This is a genomic window from Sphingorhabdus wooponensis (genome assembly GCF_003933235.1).
Taxonomy (GTDB): domain Bacteria; phylum Pseudomonadota; class Alphaproteobacteria; order Sphingomonadales; family Sphingomonadaceae; genus Sphingorhabdus_B; species Sphingorhabdus_B wooponensis.
On sequence record NZ_RWJI01000001.1, the window covers coordinates 696808 to 717400 of the forward strand.

A 20593-nucleotide genomic window follows, 5' to 3' on the forward strand; every position below is an offset into this window, starting at 1 on the left:
CCGACCTGAACCTATTTGGGTTCAAAGGAGAGCGCTCCCCCTAATGGCGGTGGGAGGACTGGTCAAGCGCCTTTGGTCGGTTAAATCGCGATTGCAGGTGACGAATGTTAAGACCTGACACCGGGTCGCGCCAATCGGGGGCAATCATGGCCGCGGGCGTAAGGACAAAACCGCGCGAACGCAGGCCTGGATGGGGGATGGAAAGCCCAGGATTGCTGCCGGCCCACATGCCACCTGACCATAAGAGAATATCAAGGTCCAGCACCCGCGCGCGCCAGCTTTGGCCACGACGGACGCGCCCGAAATGGCTTTCTATTTCATGCAAGCGGGCAAGCAGCGCAGGGGGATCAAGTTCGGTCGCCACGACTGCAGCTGCATTAGCAAAGCGACGTAACGACGGGCCAATCGGGCGGGATTCTATGGTGGCAGAATGCGCGAACACATCTATGTCATCCATCTCCAGCGCAGCTATCGCTTGCGGGATGATGCGGTTTGGCGTGCCAATGACAGGATGTGGCTGATTTGAACCTATGCCAATGAGATAGAGATGCGACAGATCAAATATCCTCGGCAAGGCGGGTGTATAAAGCTGGGCGACGGTCGCGGAAGAAGCCCATGCTGGCCCGGTGCGCACGGGCTTGGTCGAGGTCAAAGGTGGAGACCAATATGCCCGTCTCGGCGTCATCCAAGTCAGCGACTACATCGCCCCATTCATTCGCTATGAAACTTGTGCCGTAAAATTTTTGCGCTGTCTGGCCGTGATCATCTTCGCTGCCCACTCTATTGGCCGCAATAACGGGCATACAGTTTGATACCGCATGGCCAATCATCGCCCGCCGCCACATGTGCCGCGTGTCCAATGTCGCATCCTGCGGCTCTGCACCGATGGCTGTAGGGTAGAATAAAAGCTCAGCCCCCATCAATGCCATGGCGCGCGCGCATTCGGGATACCACTGGTCCCAGCAAATGCCGACGCCAATGCGTGTGCCAAACACGTCCCAAACCTTGAAACCCGTATTGCCCGGACGGAAATAATATTTCTCCTGATAGCCGGGGCCATCGGGAATATGGCTCTTGCGATACACGCCCATGATTTCGCCATTGGCGTCAATCATAGCTATGCTATTGTAAAAATGCGCCCCGTCGCGTTCGAAGAAGCTGGCGGGGATAGCAACGCCCAGGCGCTTGGCCAATTTTGCCATGGCCATGACGGCAGGATGTTCGAGAGTGGGCCGTGCCAGTGCGAAATGCGCTTCTTCCTGCGTTTTACAGAAATAGGGACCTGAAAACAGTTCGGGCGGCAGGATGATTTGCGCGCCCATGTCAGACGCTTGCGCGACAAGGTCGCTGACGGCATCGATGTTTTCGGCTTCACTAGCCGCAAAGGGCAGTTGCAACGCGGCGACGGTAATATTTCTGGTCATGCGGCTTCTATAGCCGCACGCAGAAACGCGCTGCAATCATGATTGTCGTCGGACCGCATTTTTGCGTGTTTTGTGATGGCAGCGACACGCATTCGCGCCGCTGCCGCTGCCACCGCAAAATTATCAATCGCGCTTTTTGAACAACAATGTCATCCGGTCGGTTTCACCAATCGCCTCATATTTCGCGCGGTCAACATCCTTCAGGCGCAAGGCAGGTGGCAATGTCCACACGCCGTCTGGCCAATTTGCGCTATCCTTGGGGTTGGCGTTCACTTCGCTCTTGGCAACAAGTTCAAAGCCATGGATTTCCATGAAGTTGATGATGTCCGCTTCGCGCATATAGCCCTTACTGCCATTGGTATAGCTGTAGGGGGCGTCTGCCTTTGCTCGGTGCTGTTCAATGCCGATCAGGCCGTCTGGTTTCAATAGGTCGCGCATGGCCTTGATTTCGGCGTCTGCGATGTTCCAGTTGATCATATTATGCATCATCCGCATGATCAAAATGCGGTCAAAGCTGCCCTTGGCACCTTCCGGAATATCGCTGAGGGAAAAGGCGTTGAAATCCGTTGCAGGTCGACCCGATACGGCCGCAACATCAGACGGAAATTTGGTAATTGCGGCCGCAATACCTTGTTTTTGTTGCTCGCTGAAATGGGTTTTTGTACCGAAATACAGGCCAGTATATTTGCCATTTTCGTTCACATAACGGCCAAGAATGCGCGACACCCAAGCTCCACCAGGAGCATATTCACCAATGACATGATCTGGATGGATGCGGAAAAATTCAAATGTCTCCGCTGGGTGGCGATATTTGTCGCGCTTTGCGTCATTGGCGCGCGCGGGATCGGAAAGGATTTTAGCCAAACGTTCCTGATGCGCCTTATGCATCTTGTCATGGTCGGCCTTCGTGGCGCCGTGATGGTTAGCAAATGCCGGAACGGTGAGGGTCGCGGCTGCAAGGGCGAGTAGAAACGCTTTTTTCATCGGAAATCCTCTTCTTAATTGCAAACTCTGGATATGGTTATGCGCGCTTGAGAATCCAATAGAGTTATGTGGGCACTTGTTGGCTAGAGCAATGAAAGCTGCCGCCGCCGGTTAATACAGCGTCCGCCATGACCCCCACAACTTTACGGTCGGGAAACAATGTCTCCAAAACGGCAATTGCGGCATCGTCATTCTGCGCGCCATAATGGGGCACAACGATAGCGGTATTGCCAATGTAAAAATTCATATAGCTTGCCGGAACGACTTCTCTATCTTGGACGAAGCGCCCGACCGAAGGCATGCGGGTGACTCGACATCCAAATGTTTCGGCGCGTTTACAGGCATCTTCAAAAACGGCTTCATTGGGGTCATCGGCGCCGTGGCCTTGCGGAATGAGGATGTGGTTTACACCCACAAAGCGTGCGAGATTATCAATATGCCCATCGGTGTGGTCATTCGCCAAGCCGTCACCCAACCAAAGCAATCGTTCGATTCCAAGGTCATCGCGCAGCCGCGTCTCAATCGCCTCTTTATGAAGCGTGGGGTTGCGGTTCGGATTCAATAAACAATCAACAGTGGTCGCCGCGAGGCCTTCACCGTCCACATCGATGGAGCCGCCTTCCAAAATCCAATCCGCCTTCGTGACGTCAAATCCCGCAGCAATGGCGAGGTCATGGCCAATGCTTTTGTCACCCGGATAATCGAAGCGTTCTCCCCAGCCATTGAAGCCAAAATCGCGTGCGATGCGGCGATTACCGTTTTTTACGATGATACAAGCCGTGTCACGTAGCCATATGTCGCCAATGAGGTGCTGTTCGACATGAACGCCATTGTCGACAAGGTCCACGGCAATGGCGGTAGCTTCGGCGCTACCTGCAACCAAATGGACGCGCTCACCATGACCAGAGGCATGTACGGCGTTAGCAAATGCCGCAATTTGTTGCTGGGCGCGGTGTAGTGGTGCGCCCCACGCATCAGCTGAACTCGGAAAACCAATCCAGACCGATTCATGGGGGGCCCATTCCGCAGGCATGCGAAACGTCATATGTTTATTTCCCGCTGCGGCTTTTGTCGCGAACGGCGCGGAATTCATCGCCTTCGTTCCAGTTTGGCCACGCATTGGTCATCGCAAGCATCCGGCCAACACGGTAATATAGTTTCAGATCAGACATGACGCCGGACCAATCCCAATTTTCGTCAAATTCATCATCGGGCGCGTGATAACGGTTCTTTTCATAGTCCTCTGCTGCTGCTTGAGCCGCTGCTTTGCCACCAATGATTAGGTCATCGCCGCCTTCAAAATAGACCATCGGCACGCCAAGCTTGGCAAAGCTGAAATGGTCCGAACGATAATAGAATCCTTTTTCCGGGGTCGGTTCCATTTCAGGTGTACGACCTTCCGATTTGGCCGCTACTTCCAAATAAGCGTCAAGTTGTGACTTGCCTTTGCCAATGACGGTCAGGTTTTTGGCAGGACCAGACATTGAAAATGCATCCATATTCACACCACCAACAGTCTGCGACAGCGGGAAGATAGGGTTTTCTGCATAATATTTGGAACCGAGCAGGCCACTTTCTTCGGCCGTGACCGCAAGGAACACAACCGACCGGTCTGGCGTGCCGGCTTTGGTATAGCCCTCCGCAAGCGCCACAAGAGCGGCGGTTCCCGTGGCGTTATCAACGGCGCCGTTGCAGATGTCGTCGCCATCCGAAGCCGCCGTGCAGCGCCCCAGATGGTCCCAATGCGCGGTGTATAGCACATATTCATCGGGCCGCTTTGCACCCTTCATCACACCGATCACATTCTTACTGGCCTTGCGCGCAATATCATTGTCGAAGTTGAAAGAGGCGGTGAGGTTCAACGGCACGGCCTTGAAACCCTTTTGCTTTGCCGCCGCCATTTGCGTTTCCAAATTCTGGCCTGCTGCAGCGAAAATTTCCTTAGCTACAGATTTTTGAATCCAGCCATTGGCCTGAGTCTGGCTTTTGCCGCCATCTTTGGATTGTGCGAGGAACTGTGTGCCCGTCCAACTAGAATTGACGACATTCCAACCATAAGCGGCAGGCGCAGTATCGTGGATGATCAGAACGGCAGCAGCACCTTGGCGCGCGGCCTCTTCATATTTGTAAGTCCAGCGACCATAATAGGTCATGGCTTTGCCGCCGAAAGGACCATCAAGGCCTTCGTTTTCGAAATCTGGATCGTTGACCATGACGACAACGGTTTTTCCCTTCACATCAACACCAGCATAATCATTCCATCCCTTTTCAGGGGCAACGATGCCATGACCGACAAAGATCATGTCGCTTTGATTAATTTCGGTTTTTGGCGTTTCGCGGTAACTGCCGATGACATATTCACTGCCATAGGCAAAGGACATGACTTTTCCGTTCCGGTCAGCAATGTTTAGGGCTGAAACATTTTTCGCGGTAATTTCAATCAGGGGGACGTCCTGCGTCCAACTGCCATTATTTCCAGGCTCAAGCCCTGCCGCTTTGAACTTCGCGATCAGGTGCGCGACGGTCTTTTCTTCACCAATCGATCCAGGTGCGCGGCCTTCATATGTATCAAGCGATAACTCGCGGGTGACGTCCTTCATTGTTTGTTCCGACAAATCAGGAACCACAATCTGGGGTAATGCAGATGTCTCAGCATCTGACGATGCTATCGTCGGGCACGCACCTGTCAGGGCAAACGCCGAAACAAGTGCCAAGGAAAGCAGGCGCATGGAATTCTCCTATGAGGGAAAGATGAATGCGCGCCTTGTGCCAGACCCGTCCGCACCGCTCAAACGAAAAAGATTTGCAGGACGAATGCCCCGGCTTACGCTGTCTTATTGAGCAAGCTCCGCGCGCCGACATGGTTTACGCGCACAAAAAAAGGCGGCCACATGGACCGCCTTTTTTATAATCTGTTTGAGAAGATTAACGCGAATAGAATTCGACGACCAGATTTGGTTCCATCTTCACAGGATAAGGTACTTCATCAAGCGTCGGTACGCGTGCGAAGGTTACCTTGTCATTGCCATCAACGGCAACATATTCAGGAATGTCACGCTCGGCGAGGCCTTGAGCTTCGATAACCAGAGCCATTTCCTTAGCTTTCGGTCCAAGGCTGATGACGTCACCAACGGCAACCTGACGGCTGGCGATATTGCACTTCACGCCGTTAACGCGAATGTGGCCATGGCTAACAATCTGACGTGCAGCAAAAATGGTTGGTGCGAACTTGGCGCGATACACAACCATGTCCAAACGACGCTCCAACAGACCGATAAGGTTCTGCGACGTATCGCCCTTCATGTTGCTCGCTTCTTGATAGGCGCGCTTGAACTGCTTTTCAGTCACGTCGCCATAATAGCCCTTAAGCTTCTGCTTTGCGCGCAGCTGAATGCCGTAATCGGACAGCTTACCTTTGCGGCGCTGACCATGTTGGCCTGGACCATATTCGCGTTTATTTACAGGGGATTTTGGGCGACCCCAGATGTTTTCACCCATCCGGCGGTCAAGTTTATACTTCGAGCTTTTGCGCATCGACATATTCAGTCTCCAATTGCTAACAACATTGTTTCCGGTACCGCGCGATACATCTGGGATGTACCGGACACCTGCTTCACCGGAATGCAGGGTCGATTGCGAAGCGGCGCCTATGGCCGTTGATAGGCCTTATGTCAACATCTGGCTCGACTTTACGGGTGCGGAAACGTAAAGGCGCGGCCATGAACAGCATCCCAAGCCCAGTCGAACCCGCCAATTGCAATGATATGACCGAAGTGCGCGCGGGCGTTGATGCGGTGGATACGCAATTGGTGGAGCTATTGGCCGTTCGCTTCGCTTATATGGATGCCGCCGCACGGATTAAATCAGAACGCAGCTCCGTTCGCGACGAAGCGCGCAAGCAGCAGGTGCTCAAAAACGTGCATGATTCGGCAACTGGCTTGGGCATTCCCGTTGAAGTGGTTGCGGATTTGTGGGAGCGTTTGGTTGAAGCTTCTATCGCTTACGAACTCGATAAATGGGATGCCAATCGCGCCTGATTGCTTTACCAAGGGCAGCGCTAAGGACCTCACATTTAATCTTCGGGTGGTCGCCGTCTATTCAATGTTGTCAGCACACCACGTAATGTCCTGACTTCAAGCGCATTCCATGCTGGCTTGGTCAGTAAATTGCGTAATGTGCGGCGCGTGACGGGCGCGCGATCGACGGGCGTGAAATAATTCAGCGGCTCCAGCATGCCATCCAATTGCGCAATCAGGCCGTCCAGTTCGAACTGCGTGGCGGGTGGTTCCAAATCTGTTTTGGGTGGGCTCGCCAATGTTTGCGTCTTCGACCATTCATATGCGCATAGGATGACCGCCTGCGCCAAGTTCAGCGAACCAAATTCAGGATTTATCGGCACCGTGATAATTGCGCGGGCAACATTGACTTCGTCGCTTTCAAGGCCGGAACGTTCGGCTCCGAATAAGATCGCGCTTCGTCCTGTATTGCCGAATATCTCCCCAGCGGCCACTTCGGGCGTTATTACCGGCTTGGTAACGCCACGCTTGCGCACCGTTGTCGCATAGACATGGGCAATGTCCGCGGTTGCCTCCGCAAGCGTTGGAAAAACTTGGGCGTTCACCAACACAATGTCCGCCCCCGATGCTGCGGGACCTGCATTGGGGTTGGGCCATCCATCGCGCGGCGCGACTAAACGCATTTCGGTTAGGCCAAAATTGAGCATGGCACGCGCGGCCTTACCAATATTTTCGCCCAATTGCGGACGGCACAAAATGATGATGGGCGACGCGCTCATTTCAGCGCCGCTTCGACCACACTTCCGGCGAAATCTTCAAAATCCTTGGCTTCGCTAAAGTCCTTATACACTGACGCGAAGCGGATATAGGCAACGCTATCCAGCGCTTTCAGGCCATCCATGACGAATTCGCCAATACGTTTGGTTTCGATTTCGCTTTCACCAAGGGTTTCAAGCTGCCGCTGGATTGCGGACGCGAGCTTTTCGATATGCGTATTGTCAACTGGCCGCTTTCGGCACGCGACGGATAGCGAGCGCTCTAACTTTTCCCTATCGAACGGTTCACGCTTGCCCTCACTTTTGATCACCACCAACTCACGCAGTTGAATGCGCTCAAAGGTTGTGAAGCGCCCACCGCAACCCTCGCACTGCCGCCGACGTCGGATCGCGCTATTGTCTTCAGTCGGACGGCTGTCTTTTACCTGGCTATCTTCATGTCCGCAAAATGGGCAGCGCAATTATTTTTCCTGATTCTTTTTCTTGTTCACATGCCGATAAGCGACAATGCCTGCACCAATCAATGCGCCGGTTGCAAGCCCGATTGGGGCGATAATGCCAGCTGCTGCGCCAATCGCGGCACCGCCAGCAACTTTCTTCACGGTATCTTGATCAGCGAGATGCTTGCCGGTGTGAAAAGCATCCTTGGTCGCGCCCCACAACTCGCCTGCTGCCTCACCCATGTAATGCCGTGCCTGATTGGGTATGCTTTCTGCGGCCCGTTGTTCCGGTGTTTTCGCACCGCAATTGGGGCAGAACTTCGCGCCATCCCCATATGCCGCATTACATTCGTTACAAAATCCCATGGTCATTTCCCTTCTGTGTATTAGATGGGTAAGTCACCTATATAATTCAAGATGGGTAAATTGGGAAGCGGCTGCACAATTCGCGCACCCGAACGCGAACTTCGGCCTCGACAGCAGCGTCACCATGCTCACCCTTTTGACGCAAGCCTTCCAGCACGTCAGAGATCATGTGACCAATCTCCTGGAATTCGGTAACGCCAAAGCCGCGTGTCGTTCCGGCTGGCGAGCCTACCCGAATGCCGCTGGTTTTCATCGGCGGCAGGGGATCATTCGGAATGCCGTTTTTATTGCAGGTGATTGACGCGCGCTCCAACGCTTCGTCAGCATCACGCCCGGTAATGCCGAGCGGGGTCAGATCGACCAAGGCCAAATGGGTATCCGTACCGCCGGAAACCAAATTAGCGCCGCGTTCATGCAATGTTGCGGCCAGAGCCTTCGCATTGGTAATCGTCGCTGCAGCATAAGTTTTGAAATCCGGGCGCAGCGCCTCACCAAAAGCGACAGCCTTAGCAGCGATGACGTGCATCAATGGACCGCCCTGGAGCCCTGGGAAGACCGCCGAGTTGATCTTCTTGGCGATGGCTTCATCATTCGTCATGATCATGCCGCCACGAGGTCCACGCAGCGTTTTATGCGTGGTGTTGGTTACAACATGGGCATGCTCAAGCGGGTTAGGATGAACGCCGCCAGCAACCAAGCCCGCAAAGTGGGCCATATCCACATGAAAGATTGCGCCGACTTCGTCGGCAATAGCGCGGAAGCGCGCAAAATCGATGATGCGTGGATAAGCCGAGCCACCAGCGATGATGATTTTCGGGCGATGTTCTTTGGCAAGACGCTCGACTTCGTCGAAATCAATAAGATGTGTTTCCGGGTTCACGCCGAACTGCACAGCGTTGAACCATTTGCCTGACATGGCTGCCTTTGCGCCGTGTGTTAGGTGGCCGCCTGCATCCAGGCTCATACCCAATATCGTCTCGCCCGGCTTTACAAGTGCCAGCATGACAGCACCATTTGCCTGCGCACCGGAATGCGGCTGGACGTTTGCAAAGCCAGCATTGAAAAGCTTTTTGGCGCGTTCGATAGCTAATGTTTCAACTTCGTCTGAGGGCGCGCAACCCTGATAATAACGCTTGCCGGGATAGCCCTCGGCATATTTGTTAGTGAAAACCGACCCTTGCGCCTCAAGCACAGCTTTTGACACAATGTTTTCCGAGGCAATGAGCTCAATCTGGTTTTGCTCGCGATCCAGTTCATGGGTAAGACCGGTAAAAACTTCGGCATCCGTTTCGGCCAAGCCGCGTGTGAAAAAACCGTCGGGCTGGACATCGGAAAGATCGTGTGCGGGACGCGTGCTCATGCTGGTTCCTTGGTCGTGAGTAAGGTGGATAATTTGTCAACGCGGCGTTGGTGGCGGTCGCCACCAAATTCGGTTGAGAGAAATGCATCAATACAGGCTTTCGCCATTTCGATACCAATCAGGCGCGCGCCCATAGCAATGACATTTGCGTCATTATGCTCGCGGGACAGGCGGGCCGAAAGTGGTTCAGACACAAGCGCGGCGCGCGCCGCTGGGTTGCGGTTCACGGCGATGGAAATACCAATGCCTGATCCGCATAAGGCCACGCCGCGTTCTGCCGAACCATCGGCAATGGCGTGTGCAAGCTTGTATCCATAATCCGGATAGTCAACGGAGGCTTCGTCATATGGGCCAAGGTCGGCGACATCATGCCCAGCAGAGCGCAGATATTCAGCTAGCGCTGATTTCAGCGCGAGGGCAGCATGATCTGAGGCGATGGCAATACGCATGGCACATCCTGTAACAGCTTGAGTCGACCTATGTCCCCCCTATGGGAGCACGCCGCAAAAGGCCATGCCGAATTTCCGCGATTGCGTAGCTTATCCACCGCCTTTATGAGTGTAGCGATGCTGAATGCCATATTGTCCGTTGCTATGCTGTCTGCTTTTCTATTGCTCTATGGGGCAGGGAAGCGTTGGCGGCGCGACGGCGCTAGCCAACAAATGTGGCTGATGGTTGCCGCGGCCTTGGTAATATTCGCCAATGTGGCGATTTGGGTGGTGCCCGATGAAAAGGGGCAGTCACTGGTAACGGGCGCGGCGGATATGCCCTGAAACCATGGCAAAATTACCGAATTGGAACCTTTTCATCGACCGCTTAATGGCTATCAAAATCACTTAATTGGACAGTTCGGATCCAAGCGGAAATCGAGATAGCCGTTCACTGACGCCATCAGCAATTCCATTTCATTTTCGAAGAAATGGTTCGCACGCGGAATTTCATCATGATTGATGGTGATGTGCCGCTGCGTCCGCAATTTATCGACAAGCTTTTGTACCGCGTTCGGGGTCACAACCTCATCATTCACGCCTTGAATGATGATGCCCGATGATGGGCAGGGGGCTAGAAAGCTGAAATCATACATGTTGGCTGGCGGGGCAACGGAAATAAAACCCCGGATTTCCGGACGGCGCATCAAAAGCTGCATTCCAATCCATGCGCCAAAGCTGAAACCTGCGATCCATGTTGTCGAAGCTTCGGGGTGAAAGCTTTGGACCCAATCTAGCGCGGAGGCTGCGTCAGACAATTCGCCGATGCCATTGTCAAATTCGCCTTCGCTTCGGCCAACACCGCGAAAGTTGAAGCGTAAAACCCCAAAACCGCGCGCTACGAAGGTTTTGTAAAGCTGTTGCGTGATACGGTCGTTCATTGTTCCGCCCGCTTGCGGGTGCGGATGCAAAATCATTGCAATGGGCGCTCTTGGACGTGGCGGCGGTGAAAAACGAGCTTCGAGGCGACCTTCTGGACCGGGAATAGCAATGGCGGGCATATAAAATTTCGATTCTAAGAATGTGTGCCGAGCTTTACCCGACGGTTCGGGCTTTGCAGGAATGTGAAGCGCTATATAGAAGCAGTGACGATTTTCGCAACTGTCATGGAAAATATGCCCGACCAAAGCCGCATCTATCTTGATCATGCCGCCACGACGCCCATCATTCCGGCGGCGCGCGCGGTTATGGCTGAAGCTATGGTGCATTGGGCTAATCCATCCTCACCGCATCAAGAAGGCAGAGCTGCTCGCTTTGCGCTTGAGGAGGCGCGTCAGCGGATTGCAGCCGCGCTGAATTGGGATGGTGAAGTCATCCTGACGAGCGGCGCCAGCGAAGCAATTGCGTTGGGGCTTCGCGGTACGGCGGCGGTGTCTAGTGCGGTGGAGCATGATGCGGTGTTGGCGGTGGCTGGGCCGTACCGTTTGCCGGTAGGAGCAGGTGGACAAGTCGATATCGGTGCAATCACTGGTGAAGCACGATTTGCTGTTCAATCTGTGAATAATGAAACCGGCATTATCCAACCCATGGCTGAAATTGCGGCCGCTGTGCGCAATGTTGGCGGCATATTCTTCGCTGATTGTTCGCAAAGCGCTGGAAAACTGCCGCTTCCCGATGCTGATATGATTGCGGTCTCGGCGCATAAATTAGGTGGGCCGCCGGGCATGGGGGCATTGCTCGTGCGCAATCTTGGATTGTTGTTCCCCACGGGTGGTCAAGAGCAAGGCTATCGACGCGGGACGGAGAATTTGCCTGCAGCGATCGGATTCGCAACGGCACTTGAGGCGGGTTTTGCATGGATGGAAGATGCGGTCCGCCTGCGCAAAATATTGGAAGCTGCCGTAGTCGAATGTGGCGGCATTGTCGTTGCTTCGGAGAGCAACCGACTTGCGACCATCGGCAGTTACCGCATGCCAGGCGTTGCCGCGTCGAGCCAGCTTATCAACTTTGACATGGCGGGAATTGCGGTTTCTGCTGGCAGTGCCTGCTCATCCGGGACGCTGAAAACCAGCCATGTGTTGGGGGCGATGGGATGGGATGATAAATCCGCGTCCGAAGTCATCCGCGTTAGCTTTGGCGCTGCCACGAATGACGCAGACATCACGCGCTTCATAGATGTCTGGCGCAGCATCTCCGTCCGCGCAAAAGCCGCATGATTTACTTAGACTATCAAGCCACAACGCCGCTCGCCCCCGAAGCCTTCACGGCCATGGAGCCTTGGCTTAAGAGCGGTTTTGCAAACCCGCACAGCGCCCATGCCGCGGGCAGGGCAGCGGCAGCGGCGGTGGAGGTCGCCCGGGATCAGGTGGCGGCTTTGTTGCCACCGGGCGGACGCGTTATCTTTACCTCCGGCGCGACAGAAGCGATTAATCTGGCGATTTTAGGATGTGGTCTGTCCGTAAGCGCCGCTGCGACCGAGCATGCTGCGGTGTTGGATTGTGTGCAGTATTTGGGCGGCGATGTGTTGCCGGTCGGAACCGATGGCCTCGTTGATCACGTGAAGACACATGCGGCATTGCAGGCCATCATGCTCGTGAACAACGAGATTGGAACCATTCAACCTATTGCCGACCTTGCCGCCGCTGCCCACGCACAAAATAAGCTGTTTCTGTGCGACGCCGTGCAAGCTTTTGGCCGTATGCCTATTCCTGATGGCCCCGATATGATTGCGGTTTCTGCACATAAGATTCATGGGCCCAAGGGCATCGGCGCTTTGTGGGTGCGTGATGGTGTGTCACTGGCCCCACACATGTTGGGCGGGGGACAAGAACAAGGCATGCGTTCCGGCACGCTTTCCACCGCTTTATGCGCGGGCTTTGGCGCGGCGGCGAAACTGGCGGCAGAGCGGATGGAGGCGGACGCCGCGCATGTTGCCATGCTTTGGAATCGCGCAAGGGCAGCCTTTGCCGATTGGACTATCAATGGCGCAACGACCGAGCGCTATAAGGGCAATCTTAACATCCGCCGAGATGGTATTGATGCTGGTCGGCTGATTTCCGAATGCCGGAACATTGCCTTTTCGGCTGGAAGCGCTTGTGCAAGTGGCTCAGGGCGTCCAAGCCATGTGCTGCGCGCCATTGGCTTGACCGATGCACAAGCAAAATCTTCCATTCGTTTGGGTTTTGGCCGCTATACGACTGTTGAAGAGATTGATATTGCGGCAAAGGCCATCAATCAGGCAGCAGAGGCAATGTTATGATCACAGTCACGTTCATCAATGCCGAGGGCGATTCGCAAGTGGTCCATGGGAGCAACGGCCAGAGCCTGCTCGATCTCGCGCAAGCCGCTGGACAGCCGCTTGAGGGAACGTGCGAAGGCCAGATGGCTTGTTCCACTTGCCATGTAATCATCGACAAGGGTTGGTTTGATAAGCTTCCATCCGCAGTTGAGGATGAAGAAGATATGCTCGACCTTGCAACGGGGGCACGCCGCACGAGCCGCTTGTCCTGTCAAATTACTTTGACGCCTGACCTCGACGGGTTGGTCGTCCATGTTCCGGCCGAAAGCCGAAATATGCAGGGTCTGTAACCACCTCTACTTCCCATTCACGAAAAAGCGCCTATATAAGTTTCTGCCGAGTTCGCTCGGCTATGGTGATAAATTGCGATGTGCAATAGGTGCAGCGGACCCGGGGGCGGTACCCGGCAGCTCCACCAAAATCTCTGGTTTTCAGAGGTCTTGGAGGGGCTGAACTAGGATCGACGTGCGTTGAAAAGCATTGTTTTTGCCCGGCATGAATAAGCCGTGAAATGGTTCATAACCAATAGGTGCAAACGATAACGAAGCACTTGCTCTCGCAGCGTAATTTTGGGCCTCACGGTCTGAACTTACACTAAAAGAACGCGGCCGAACCGGCCGGGCAACAGAAAGGTTACAGCGGCTCGGGGGGTGCCGGGCAACAGAAACCCCTCACTTTTAGCCTATGTGGTCAAAATCGAGGTGCGGTGGTAAAAATCGCCGCCGTCAGGCAAGCGCAACAAGATCTGTGGCTTCCAACAGCTTTAAACGTGCCAGCCGGACCTTATCGAGCAAATCGGTGTCGCCCAGCTGGTCTGGCAAAATGGTTTCGGGCCAATGCGCGGCAACAACTTCGGCGATTATGTCCAGCTTATGGGCGTCAGCGATAAAGCGCTGATCAACGGTTGTAGGGTCGGCAACAACGCGCAAGCGCAGGCAGGCAGGACCACCGCCATTTGCCATGGATTGGCGCACGTTCACGGGCACTAGCCTGCGGATGGGGCCATTGCCTTCGAGCATCTCCGTTAGCCAGCTCCACACCCGCGCATTTTCTTGTGCTTCGTCCGGCAAAATAAGCGCCATGCCGCCGTTGGGCAGCGTAACCAATTGCGCATTGAACAGATAGCTTTGAATGGCGTCGGCTAGGCTCACGCGGTCGGCTGGAACGATGATAATCTCTGCCTCAGGCATCAACCGCTTAATGTCGGCATAGGTCTGCTCGGGGTACTCAAATGCGTGTTCATGCGTGAAAAGCAGGCGTTCATTTGCCACGGCGACGACATCATTATGAAACGCACCAGCAGCGATGGCGATCTCGGATTGCTGCACAAACAAAACCTTGTCCGGGTCAAGGCGGTGCGCGCGCGCGATGGCCTTTGACGCCTCGATATGCTGCCGCGCGGGGAAGGGGCCGCCGGTCTTGCCATAGACAAATATTTCGATACCCGCTGCGTCATGTGACGCGCATAAACGCATGAAATTGGCTGCACCCTCGTCGCCAAATGGCGCTGGCACGGGATCATGCACCACAAAATGCCGTTCGTTAGCAAAAGCCAACCGCAACTGCGCCGCTGTCCCAACCCACTCATGGCTTCTATGTGCCATACTAAGCAAATTTGCTGCCGATAGATGGCATTTGCCATCTGCCGTGTCCGGTGCAGGCGAAACGGTAGCCGCGTTTGCTGCCCACATGGCTGAAGCCGAAAAAGCAGCTGCCCGGATATGCGGCTGTGCCGATTGCATATCTGTTGCTAGCCCGTTGAGCCAGTTCTGGTTTGGCCGATTAAGCGGCATGAAAAAACCTTGGACCAGACCAAGCCCAATGTTGGCGCGCATCTTCTCAATGCCCTGCAAAGCAGCCGCGCGCGGGTAAGATGGCGCGCCAGCATTGTTTGACGATGCCAAATTGCCAAGACTGAGCCCCGCATAATTATGGCTTGGTCCTATAATTCCGTCAAAATTGATTTCGACTAAGGACATTAAGACCGCTCCACATACGTCACCTGATCGCCGACTGAAATATTCAGAGCCTGCGCGGATTCCGTATCCATGATGACGTCATCGCCGCGATCATCAATCCAGCCATAAGCAGCCTTGAATGTGTGTAAGCGGCCAATCGTAAACAATTTCTTCTGGTGGATATTTTGTTCGCCAGCTGAAGGGCTTATCTCGGTTATCGTCACATCCTTTGCTTCGCGGATGCTTCGGATTTGGTCCGTGCGGGCGGTCATTGTGGGGCCGCCGTCAAAAATATCTATGTAATTTTCCCATGCGAAACCCTCATTCTCCAGCATACGCATAGCCGCTCGGCCAGAAGGGTGCGGCACGCCAATAACGGTCTTTGCGCTTTCCTGCAGCATGGCGATATACACTGGGTGTTTGGGCATAAGGTCGGCGATGAATTGGTTGCCGAATTTTGCGTTGAATTCATCTGCTTCCTGAAAGCTCATCCCGAAAAAGCGTCCGGCTACACCATCCCAGAATGGAGATCCGCCGGCTTCGTCGATAACCCCGCGCAATTCGGCAATGGTTCTATCTGCGAACCGTTGGCGGTGATTACGAATGAACAGATATCGGCTGCGCGCGATTAACATCCCAAGCCCGCCTGCGCGTTCGCCGGGGTGGAGGAATAAACCGCCGACTTCCGTTGCGCCTTCAAGATCAGTCGAGAGGTTAAGAATATCGGCACGGAAGGTGCGTTCCAGTTCAACACTATGCTGTGTCAACGCGCCAATACGATAGCTGTAAAATGGCCATCTTTGTCCGACTTTGCCGAAAATTTGGCAGGTGCCACGGACTTCGCCAGTGACGCTGTTCTGCAACACGAACACATACAGGTCGTCAGCGACATCATCCCCAACGCGATCAAATCCCGCGGCAGAGCGTTCTAGCTTTGCTGACAGCGCTTTTTTGTCCGGCGGCAAGTTGGTGAAACCACCGCCAGTACGTTTCGCCATTTCGTAAATTGGTTGCAAATCGCCCATATTTGCCGGGCGGATAAGGAAAGTCATAAGGTCCCTTTTTCTGATAAACGCATAATCGTCAGTGCGGACAATTGCGCGCGCTCGGTTAGACTTTCGACGATGAGAAATTCATCTTTGCTGTGAATGTTACCACCACGAACGCCCATCGTGTCTACCACCGGGACACCGCACGCTGCGATGTTATTACCATCACACACCCCGCCGCTGGAGCGCCAGCTAATGGATAGGCCAAGAGCGGTTCCACATTGCTTTACCAGGCCAAATAGCTTGGCAGCTCCACCGTCAATCGGCTTGGGTGGGCGTCCAAAACTGCCATGCAGATGGGCGCGCACTTCATGTTCACGTTCGATGTCGGCGATGATCCTGCGCAAATCTGCCTCGGTTTGTGTGACAATCTCCGGCGTGCGTGGCCGAAAGTTCACGCGCAAGATGGCGTGATCAGGCACCACATTATTCGGGCCGCCGCCCTCGATTTTGGCAGGGTTAACCGATAGCCCTTCACGCGAAAGCCTTTTGAGCCTAAGCGCGAGGTCCGCTGCCGCCAACACCGCATTGCGGCCATCATCTGGGTTGCGCCCGGCATGTGCGGACAATCCAGAAAAAATGATTGAAAAATTGCCACTCCCGCCACGTGCACCTGCCAGAGTGCCGTCGGGCAAAGCCGGTTCGTAGGTCAACGCGGCCAACTTGTTCTGCGCAAGCGCGGTTATGAGCTTCGCTGATGAAGGTGAGCCAACCTCCTCATCGCTGTTAATGAGGACTTGATATCCCATGCGCGCGACATTCGCCGAGCTTTCCACTGCGCTTAACGCGGCAAGCATGACGGCTATGCCGCCCTTCATGTCGGCAACACCAGGGCCATTGAGGACGCCGTCATCCAACCAGCGCAGCTTTTGAAATTCATGGTCCGCCGGAAAAACCGTGTCCATATGACCTGTAAACAGTAATTGCGTGGGGGCATCAGGGCGCACAGTGACTAAAAGATGTCGCCCATGCGCAACAGTTTTGATGGATCCGTCGGCCAGCACGCGGTCGACCGGCTCGGGATTAACTAAGGTAACTTCGCCAGGAAGAGCGGAAAACGCATCGGCCAGCATTTTGGCGGTCAACGCTAAGCCATCGAGATTGCCGGAGCCGCTGTTCACTGCTGACCAGCTTTGCACCTGCTCAAGCATGGACTGCTGTTGAATTGTTTCAAGAACCTGTCGTTCGCTGTCGGTTAGCGTATCCATGACATTGTCTTAGCTTTGGTCGCTTAAAAGGGCTACCCCTAGCGTAGAGGGTTATCCAACTTCCCGTGCGAGCGCGCACCATTCCGCTATGCTTATGGTTTCAGGACGGCGATCTTCGGCAATGCCGGTTTTTTGGAGTGCCTCCAAAGCGCCAGGAACGCTTTTCAGGCTTTGCCGTAACATTTTGCGCCTTTGTCCGAAGGCCGCGCCGGTTAGATTTTCCAATACGGACATTTTTACTCCGCTTGCTGCATCCTTGGGCGTTATGTGCACTACTGCGGACATGACCTTTGGCGGTGGGGTAAAAGCGGAGCGATGGACCGGCATCGCAATCGACGCGTTTGAACGCCACTGCGCCAAAATCGCTAGGCGGCCATAGGCGCCCGTTCCTGGGGAGGACACTATCCTGTCAGCAACCTCACGCTGGAACATGAGTGTCAGGCTTTTCCAAGTCGGCGGCCATGCATTGCCACCAAGCCAGCCAACGGCCAGCGCCGTGCCCACATTGTAAGGCAGGTTGGATACGATGTGAAATGGCGCGCCGATTTCAGTAAAGGGATCGATCTTGAGTGCATCGCCTTCAATCACCCGCAACTGGCCGGGAAAGGCCTCCGATAACTCAGCGAGCGCAGGTAAGCAGCGATGGTCCCGCTCTACCGCAACAACATGTGCGCCAGCGCGCAACAATGCCCGTGTGAGGCCACCGGGGCCTGGACCTACCTCATAGACATGTTCACCCGCTAATGAGCCCGGAATAGCAGCGATACGATCAAGCAGTTTCTCGTCAAAAAGGAAGTTTTGACCAAGAGCTTTGCTGGCAGAGAGGCCATGGCGGGCAATCACATCTCTAAGTGGGGGTAGAGAAACCGTCATTAACTACCGTCAGCGGCGGCCAGGCGGTGTAATGCCGCGGACTCCGCCATTTTGATTGCTGCAATCATGGAATATGGCAACGCCTTGTTTTGGCCAGCTATACCGAACGCCGTGCCATGATCTGGTGATGTCCTGACAACAGGTAAACCCAATGTTATGTTGACAGCATCATGAAAATAAAGCGTTTTCAATGGAATGAGTGCTTGGTCATGATAGGCGCATAAGGCGGCATCATATTGTGCGCGCGCTTCAGCATGAAACATTGTGTCGGCGGGTAAGGGGCCAATGACGTTGATACCTTCGGCCCTGATCTGCGCGATAGCTGGTTCAAATAATTCCAGCTCTTCACGGCCCATATTGCCTGCTTCCCCGGCATGAGGGTTAAAGCCAGCAACTGCGAGCCTTGGATTTTCTATACCAAAATTGCGCTGCAATCCTTTTGCCGTGGCGCGCAGACGTTGACGTATCAACCGAGCGTCCAACGTTGTCGCTACATCGGCCAGCGGAATATGCGTCGTCATTGGTACCACGCGCAGGTCGGGCCCTGCGAGCATCATGACCGCATTATTTTTTGCTACACCGCAGCGTTCTGCAATAAATTCGGTTTGACCTGGGTGCGTAAACCCAACGGCATAAAGCTGGGATTTAGAAACGGGGCCCGTGACCAAAGCGGCGGCACTCCCAGCCCGGGCAAAGCCAATAGCCATTTCCAACGCCTGATACGCACAATGCGCGCCATCAAGATCGGGACGGCCCGGAACAACCGATAGGCAGTTATGCAACTGAATGACTGGCAAGGCGCTATCAAAATGTTTGAGCGTATCGGCGGGATCTTCGATACGAACAACCGGGCCGGACCAGTGCGGCGCGAAACTTCCAATGTCGCCAATGGCAAAGAAGGGCGCCAAGCCAGATGTGTGGCGGGCCTCCCATGCTTTCCCGATAATCTCCGGCCCGATACCAGCCGGATCACCGACCGAAACGGCCAGCGGCAGTTCCAGTCGGCCTAATGGCATCAGTTATATTCGATAACAGCGTCGCGGCGCAAATCGCGCAGATAGATACGGGCGCGCTTGTTCACGCGCTCTTCTTCTAATCGTGACATGATTTCGTCAAAACTCTCAGACGCTGCCTCTTGCGGTGCGTCGCGACCACACAGGACAAATACGCGAACGCCATCTTCCAAAGATCCATAAGGTGGTGTTGATTGGCCGACCTGCAAATCGAGCATAACCTGTTGTAATGGAGCAGGTAATTCGCGAATTTTGATGCCGTCTCTGTTCACCACATCAGCACCAAGTTTGCGTGCCATCTCGTCTGCGGCACCGCAGCCGGAGATTTGTTGCGTCTCCTCGCTGAATCTCTTCACTAAAGGTGTTACTTGCGCTTCAGTTGTGCCCTTAGGGAAAGTGATGGCAATTTGCTTCAAGCTTAACACGGAGTCTCTTGGATCCGAGGTCGCAACTTGGCGTTTATCGATCAATAAAAGAATAGATATGCCACCAGGAGACGCCACGGCTTGAATCTCGTTACTGTTCATACCAGCTGCTGCCGTGGCCAAGGACGTGGGCAATTGCGCGAGTGACAACCAACCGAGATCCCCGCCGACGGACGCAGTGGACGCTTCAGAAAATTGACGGGCGTAAGCTACAAAGTTACCGCCTTGGCGCAATTGTTCGATTATTTTTCGTGCGTTCTCCTGCACGGACGGCAGAGTTTCAGGCGTCGCTGCCAGATAAATTTCGCCCAACCGATATTCAGTCGTACCCTTGGTTGCCTTAATGCGTTCAATAATGGCATTAACCTCGTCATCACTGACGTTCGCAGATGGGCGTACATTACGCGAAAGCAGGCGGCTCCAAGACAGTTCGCCTTTAATTTGACGCTTGAGTGTTGCGACCGATGCACCAATTGATACCAGATATTTTTCGACCTCGTTTGCCGGGCGGTTGAAGTTTTGCTGGGCAACTCGGTCGAAATACTGGTTTACTTCGGCATCGGTGACTTCAATTTCATTGGCCGCAGCTTCTTGAATCTGCAGCGTTTCATCAATCAAATTGGTTAAGATTTGTGCGCGAAAGCGGGCGACTTCTTCAGGCGGCAACTTATTGTCATTTGCTGCGACGATGAGTGCAAGGCGATGATCAATGTCCGTGCCGGTGATGATTTCACCATTTACCTGCGCAGTGGCACGTCGGACATTAGGGTCGTTTTTGCCAAATAATTGCTGTCCTTCGGGAATGTCCAAATTGGATTCAGGAGCAACATTATCAGAGGCCGTTTGCGCAATTAGCGGTGTCAGTGCGGTGGCGGAAACGAGCACGGCTGCTAAGGAGAGGCGCGAGAATAACTTCATTGATGTTAATCCAATACAGTATCGTTTTTCGAACGGCCGGATAGCCACTGCCTGCTG

The 20593-nt window shown here is 54.3% G+C and carries 23 protein-coding genes and 1 other RNA gene; 6 read left to right on the top strand and 18 right to left on the bottom strand.

Going from position 1 to position 20593, the window contains the following annotated elements; all coding sequences use genetic code 11:
* Nucleotides 1–40 precede the first annotated feature (40 nt).
* The 6 genes from folK to rpsD form a co-directional block, all read right to left on the bottom strand.
* Nucleotides 41–574, bottom strand: a complete 534-nt coding sequence (folK, locus tag D7D48_RS03560) for a 2-amino-4-hydroxy-6-hydroxymethyldihydropteridine diphosphokinase (RefSeq protein ID WP_245964322.1) — start codon at nucleotides 572–574, stop codon at nucleotides 41–43.
* Nucleotides 558–1424 carry an N-carbamoylputrescine amidase gene (gene aguB, locus D7D48_RS03565; protein ID WP_125229981.1) on the bottom strand — a complete coding sequence of 289 codons (867 nt, stop codon included), beginning with the start codon at nucleotides 1422–1424 and terminating at the stop codon, nucleotides 558–560. Before aguB ends, folK begins: the two co-directional genes overlap by 17 nt.
* A gap of 123 nt (nucleotides 1425–1547) precedes the next feature.
* Nucleotides 1548–2408: a class I SAM-dependent methyltransferase gene (locus D7D48_RS03570; protein ID WP_125229982.1), complete on the bottom strand. Its 861-nt coding sequence runs from the start codon at nucleotides 2406–2408 to the stop codon at nucleotides 1548–1550.
* A 64-nt stretch (nucleotides 2409–2472) separates the two neighbouring features.
* Nucleotides 2473–3453 (bottom strand): agmatine deiminase family protein, encoded by a 981-nt coding sequence (locus D7D48_RS03575; RefSeq protein WP_125229983.1) that lies wholly within the window; start codon nucleotides 3451–3453, stop codon nucleotides 2473–2475.
* A 4-nt stretch (nucleotides 3454–3457) separates the two neighbouring features.
* On the bottom strand, nucleotides 3458–5137 hold the full coding sequence (locus tag D7D48_RS03580) for a M28 family metallopeptidase (RefSeq protein ID WP_125229984.1): 1680 nt from the start codon (nucleotides 5135–5137) through the stop codon (nucleotides 3458–3460).
* 196 nt (nucleotides 5138–5333) lie between these two features.
* Nucleotides 5334–5948 (bottom strand): 30S ribosomal protein S4, encoded by a 615-nt coding sequence (gene rpsD / locus D7D48_RS03585; protein ID WP_125229985.1) that lies wholly within the window; start codon nucleotides 5946–5948, stop codon nucleotides 5334–5336.
* 179 nt (nucleotides 5949–6127) lie between these two features.
* Between rpsD and D7D48_RS03590 the strand changes: the two genes are divergently transcribed.
* Entirely contained in the window at nucleotides 6128–6445 is a 318-nt protein-coding gene (locus tag D7D48_RS03590) for a chorismate mutase (RefSeq protein ID WP_125230866.1), read from the top strand.
* Nucleotides 6446–6480: 35 nt separating this feature from the next.
* Here D7D48_RS03590 and D7D48_RS03595 read toward each other — a convergent pair whose 3' ends face one another.
* The 5 genes from D7D48_RS03595 to rpiB are packed head-to-tail and all read right to left on the bottom strand — an operon-like array spanning nucleotide 6481 to nucleotide 9815.
* Nucleotides 6481–7203: an RNA methyltransferase gene (locus tag D7D48_RS03595; RefSeq protein WP_125229986.1), complete on the bottom strand. Its 723-nt coding sequence runs from the start codon at nucleotides 7201–7203 to the stop codon at nucleotides 6481–6483.
* Nucleotides 7200–7661: a transcriptional regulator NrdR gene (nrdR, locus tag D7D48_RS03600; RefSeq protein WP_125229987.1), complete on the bottom strand. Its 462-nt coding sequence runs from the start codon at nucleotides 7659–7661 to the stop codon at nucleotides 7200–7202. The genes D7D48_RS03595 and nrdR overlap by 4 nt, the downstream gene beginning before the upstream one ends.
* The gene (locus tag D7D48_RS03605) at nucleotides 7662–8006 is read right to left on the bottom strand and encodes a zinc-ribbon domain-containing protein (protein WP_125229988.1); all 345 of its coding nucleotides are present in this window, start codon (nucleotides 8004–8006) and stop codon (nucleotides 7662–7664) included. It lies immediately after the preceding gene.
* Between the two features lie 46 nt (nucleotides 8007–8052).
* Entirely contained in the window at nucleotides 8053–9366 is a 1314-nt protein-coding gene (gene glyA / locus D7D48_RS03610; protein WP_125229989.1) for a serine hydroxymethyltransferase, read from the bottom strand.
* Nucleotides 9363–9815, bottom strand: coding sequence for a ribose 5-phosphate isomerase B (gene rpiB, locus D7D48_RS03615; RefSeq protein ID WP_125229990.1), 453 nt, complete (start codon nucleotides 9813–9815; stop codon nucleotides 9363–9365). Before rpiB ends, glyA begins: the two co-directional genes overlap by 4 nt.
* Before the next feature lie 30 nt (nucleotides 9816–9845).
* On the opposite strand from rpiB, the gene D7D48_RS03620 reads away from it, so the two are divergent.
* The gene (locus tag D7D48_RS03620) at nucleotides 9846–10139 is read left to right on the top strand and encodes a hypothetical protein (RefSeq protein ID WP_245964323.1); all 294 of its coding nucleotides are present in this window, start codon (nucleotides 9846–9848) and stop codon (nucleotides 10137–10139) included.
* Between the two features lie 59 nt (nucleotides 10140–10198).
* Here the strand turns inward: D7D48_RS03620 and D7D48_RS03625 are convergent, their stop codons facing one another.
* Entirely contained in the window at nucleotides 10199–10855 is a 657-nt protein-coding gene (locus D7D48_RS03625; protein ID WP_125229991.1) for an alpha/beta hydrolase, read from the bottom strand.
* A 114-nt stretch (nucleotides 10856–10969) separates the two neighbouring features.
* Between D7D48_RS03625 and D7D48_RS03630 the strand changes: the two genes are divergently transcribed.
* From D7D48_RS03630 to ssrA, 4 genes are all read left to right on the top strand, one after another.
* Nucleotides 10970–12010, top strand: a complete 1041-nt coding sequence (locus D7D48_RS03630; RefSeq protein WP_125230868.1) for a cysteine desulfurase family protein — start codon at nucleotides 10970–10972, stop codon at nucleotides 12008–12010.
* Nucleotides 12007–13053 (top strand): cysteine desulfurase family protein, encoded by a 1047-nt coding sequence (locus tag D7D48_RS03635; protein ID WP_125229992.1) that lies wholly within the window; start codon nucleotides 12007–12009, stop codon nucleotides 13051–13053. The genes D7D48_RS03630 and D7D48_RS03635 overlap by 4 nt, the downstream gene beginning before the upstream one ends.
* A complete protein-coding gene (locus D7D48_RS03640) occupies nucleotides 13050–13382 on the top strand; it encodes a 2Fe-2S iron-sulfur cluster-binding protein (RefSeq protein WP_125229993.1) in 333 nt (110 codons plus the stop codon). Before D7D48_RS03635 ends, D7D48_RS03640 begins: the two co-directional genes overlap by 4 nt.
* A 6-nt stretch (nucleotides 13383–13388) precedes the next feature.
* Nucleotides 13389–13732, top strand: a transfer-messenger RNA (tmRNA) gene (gene ssrA / locus D7D48_RS03645).
* Between the two features lie 85 nt (nucleotides 13733–13817).
* Here ssrA and D7D48_RS03650 read toward each other — a convergent pair.
* Genes D7D48_RS03650 through D7D48_RS03675 form a run of 6 tightly spaced genes read right to left on the bottom strand, consistent with a single transcriptional unit; the run spans nucleotide 13818 to nucleotide 20536 of the window.
* Complete coding sequence (locus D7D48_RS03650) at nucleotides 13818–15071, bottom strand: N-succinylarginine dihydrolase (protein WP_125229994.1); 1254 nt, start codon at nucleotides 15069–15071, stop codon at nucleotides 13818–13820.
* Nucleotides 15071–16102, bottom strand: a complete 1032-nt coding sequence (locus tag D7D48_RS03655) for an arginine N-succinyltransferase (protein WP_125229995.1) — start codon at nucleotides 16100–16102, stop codon at nucleotides 15071–15073. The genes D7D48_RS03650 and D7D48_RS03655 overlap by 1 nt, the downstream gene beginning before the upstream one ends.
* Nucleotides 16099–17307, bottom strand: coding sequence for a hydrolase (locus tag D7D48_RS03660; RefSeq protein WP_125229996.1), 1209 nt, complete (start codon nucleotides 17305–17307; stop codon nucleotides 16099–16101). The genes D7D48_RS03655 and D7D48_RS03660 overlap by 4 nt, the downstream gene beginning before the upstream one ends.
* Nucleotides 17308–17358: 51 nt before the next feature.
* A complete protein-coding gene (gene rsmA, locus D7D48_RS03665; RefSeq protein WP_125229997.1) occupies nucleotides 17359–18180 on the bottom strand; it encodes a 16S rRNA (adenine(1518)-N(6)/adenine(1519)-N(6))-dimethyltransferase RsmA in 822 nt (273 codons plus the stop codon).
* Nucleotides 18180–19196 (bottom strand): 4-hydroxythreonine-4-phosphate dehydrogenase PdxA, encoded by a 1017-nt coding sequence (gene pdxA / locus D7D48_RS03670; protein WP_125229998.1) that lies wholly within the window; start codon nucleotides 19194–19196, stop codon nucleotides 18180–18182. The genes rsmA and pdxA overlap by 1 nt, the downstream gene beginning before the upstream one ends.
* On the bottom strand, nucleotides 19196–20536 hold the full coding sequence (locus D7D48_RS03675; protein ID WP_125229999.1) for a peptidylprolyl isomerase: 1341 nt from the start codon (nucleotides 20534–20536) through the stop codon (nucleotides 19196–19198). The genes pdxA and D7D48_RS03675 overlap by 1 nt, the downstream gene beginning before the upstream one ends.
* Nucleotides 20537–20593: the final 57 nt, after the last annotated feature.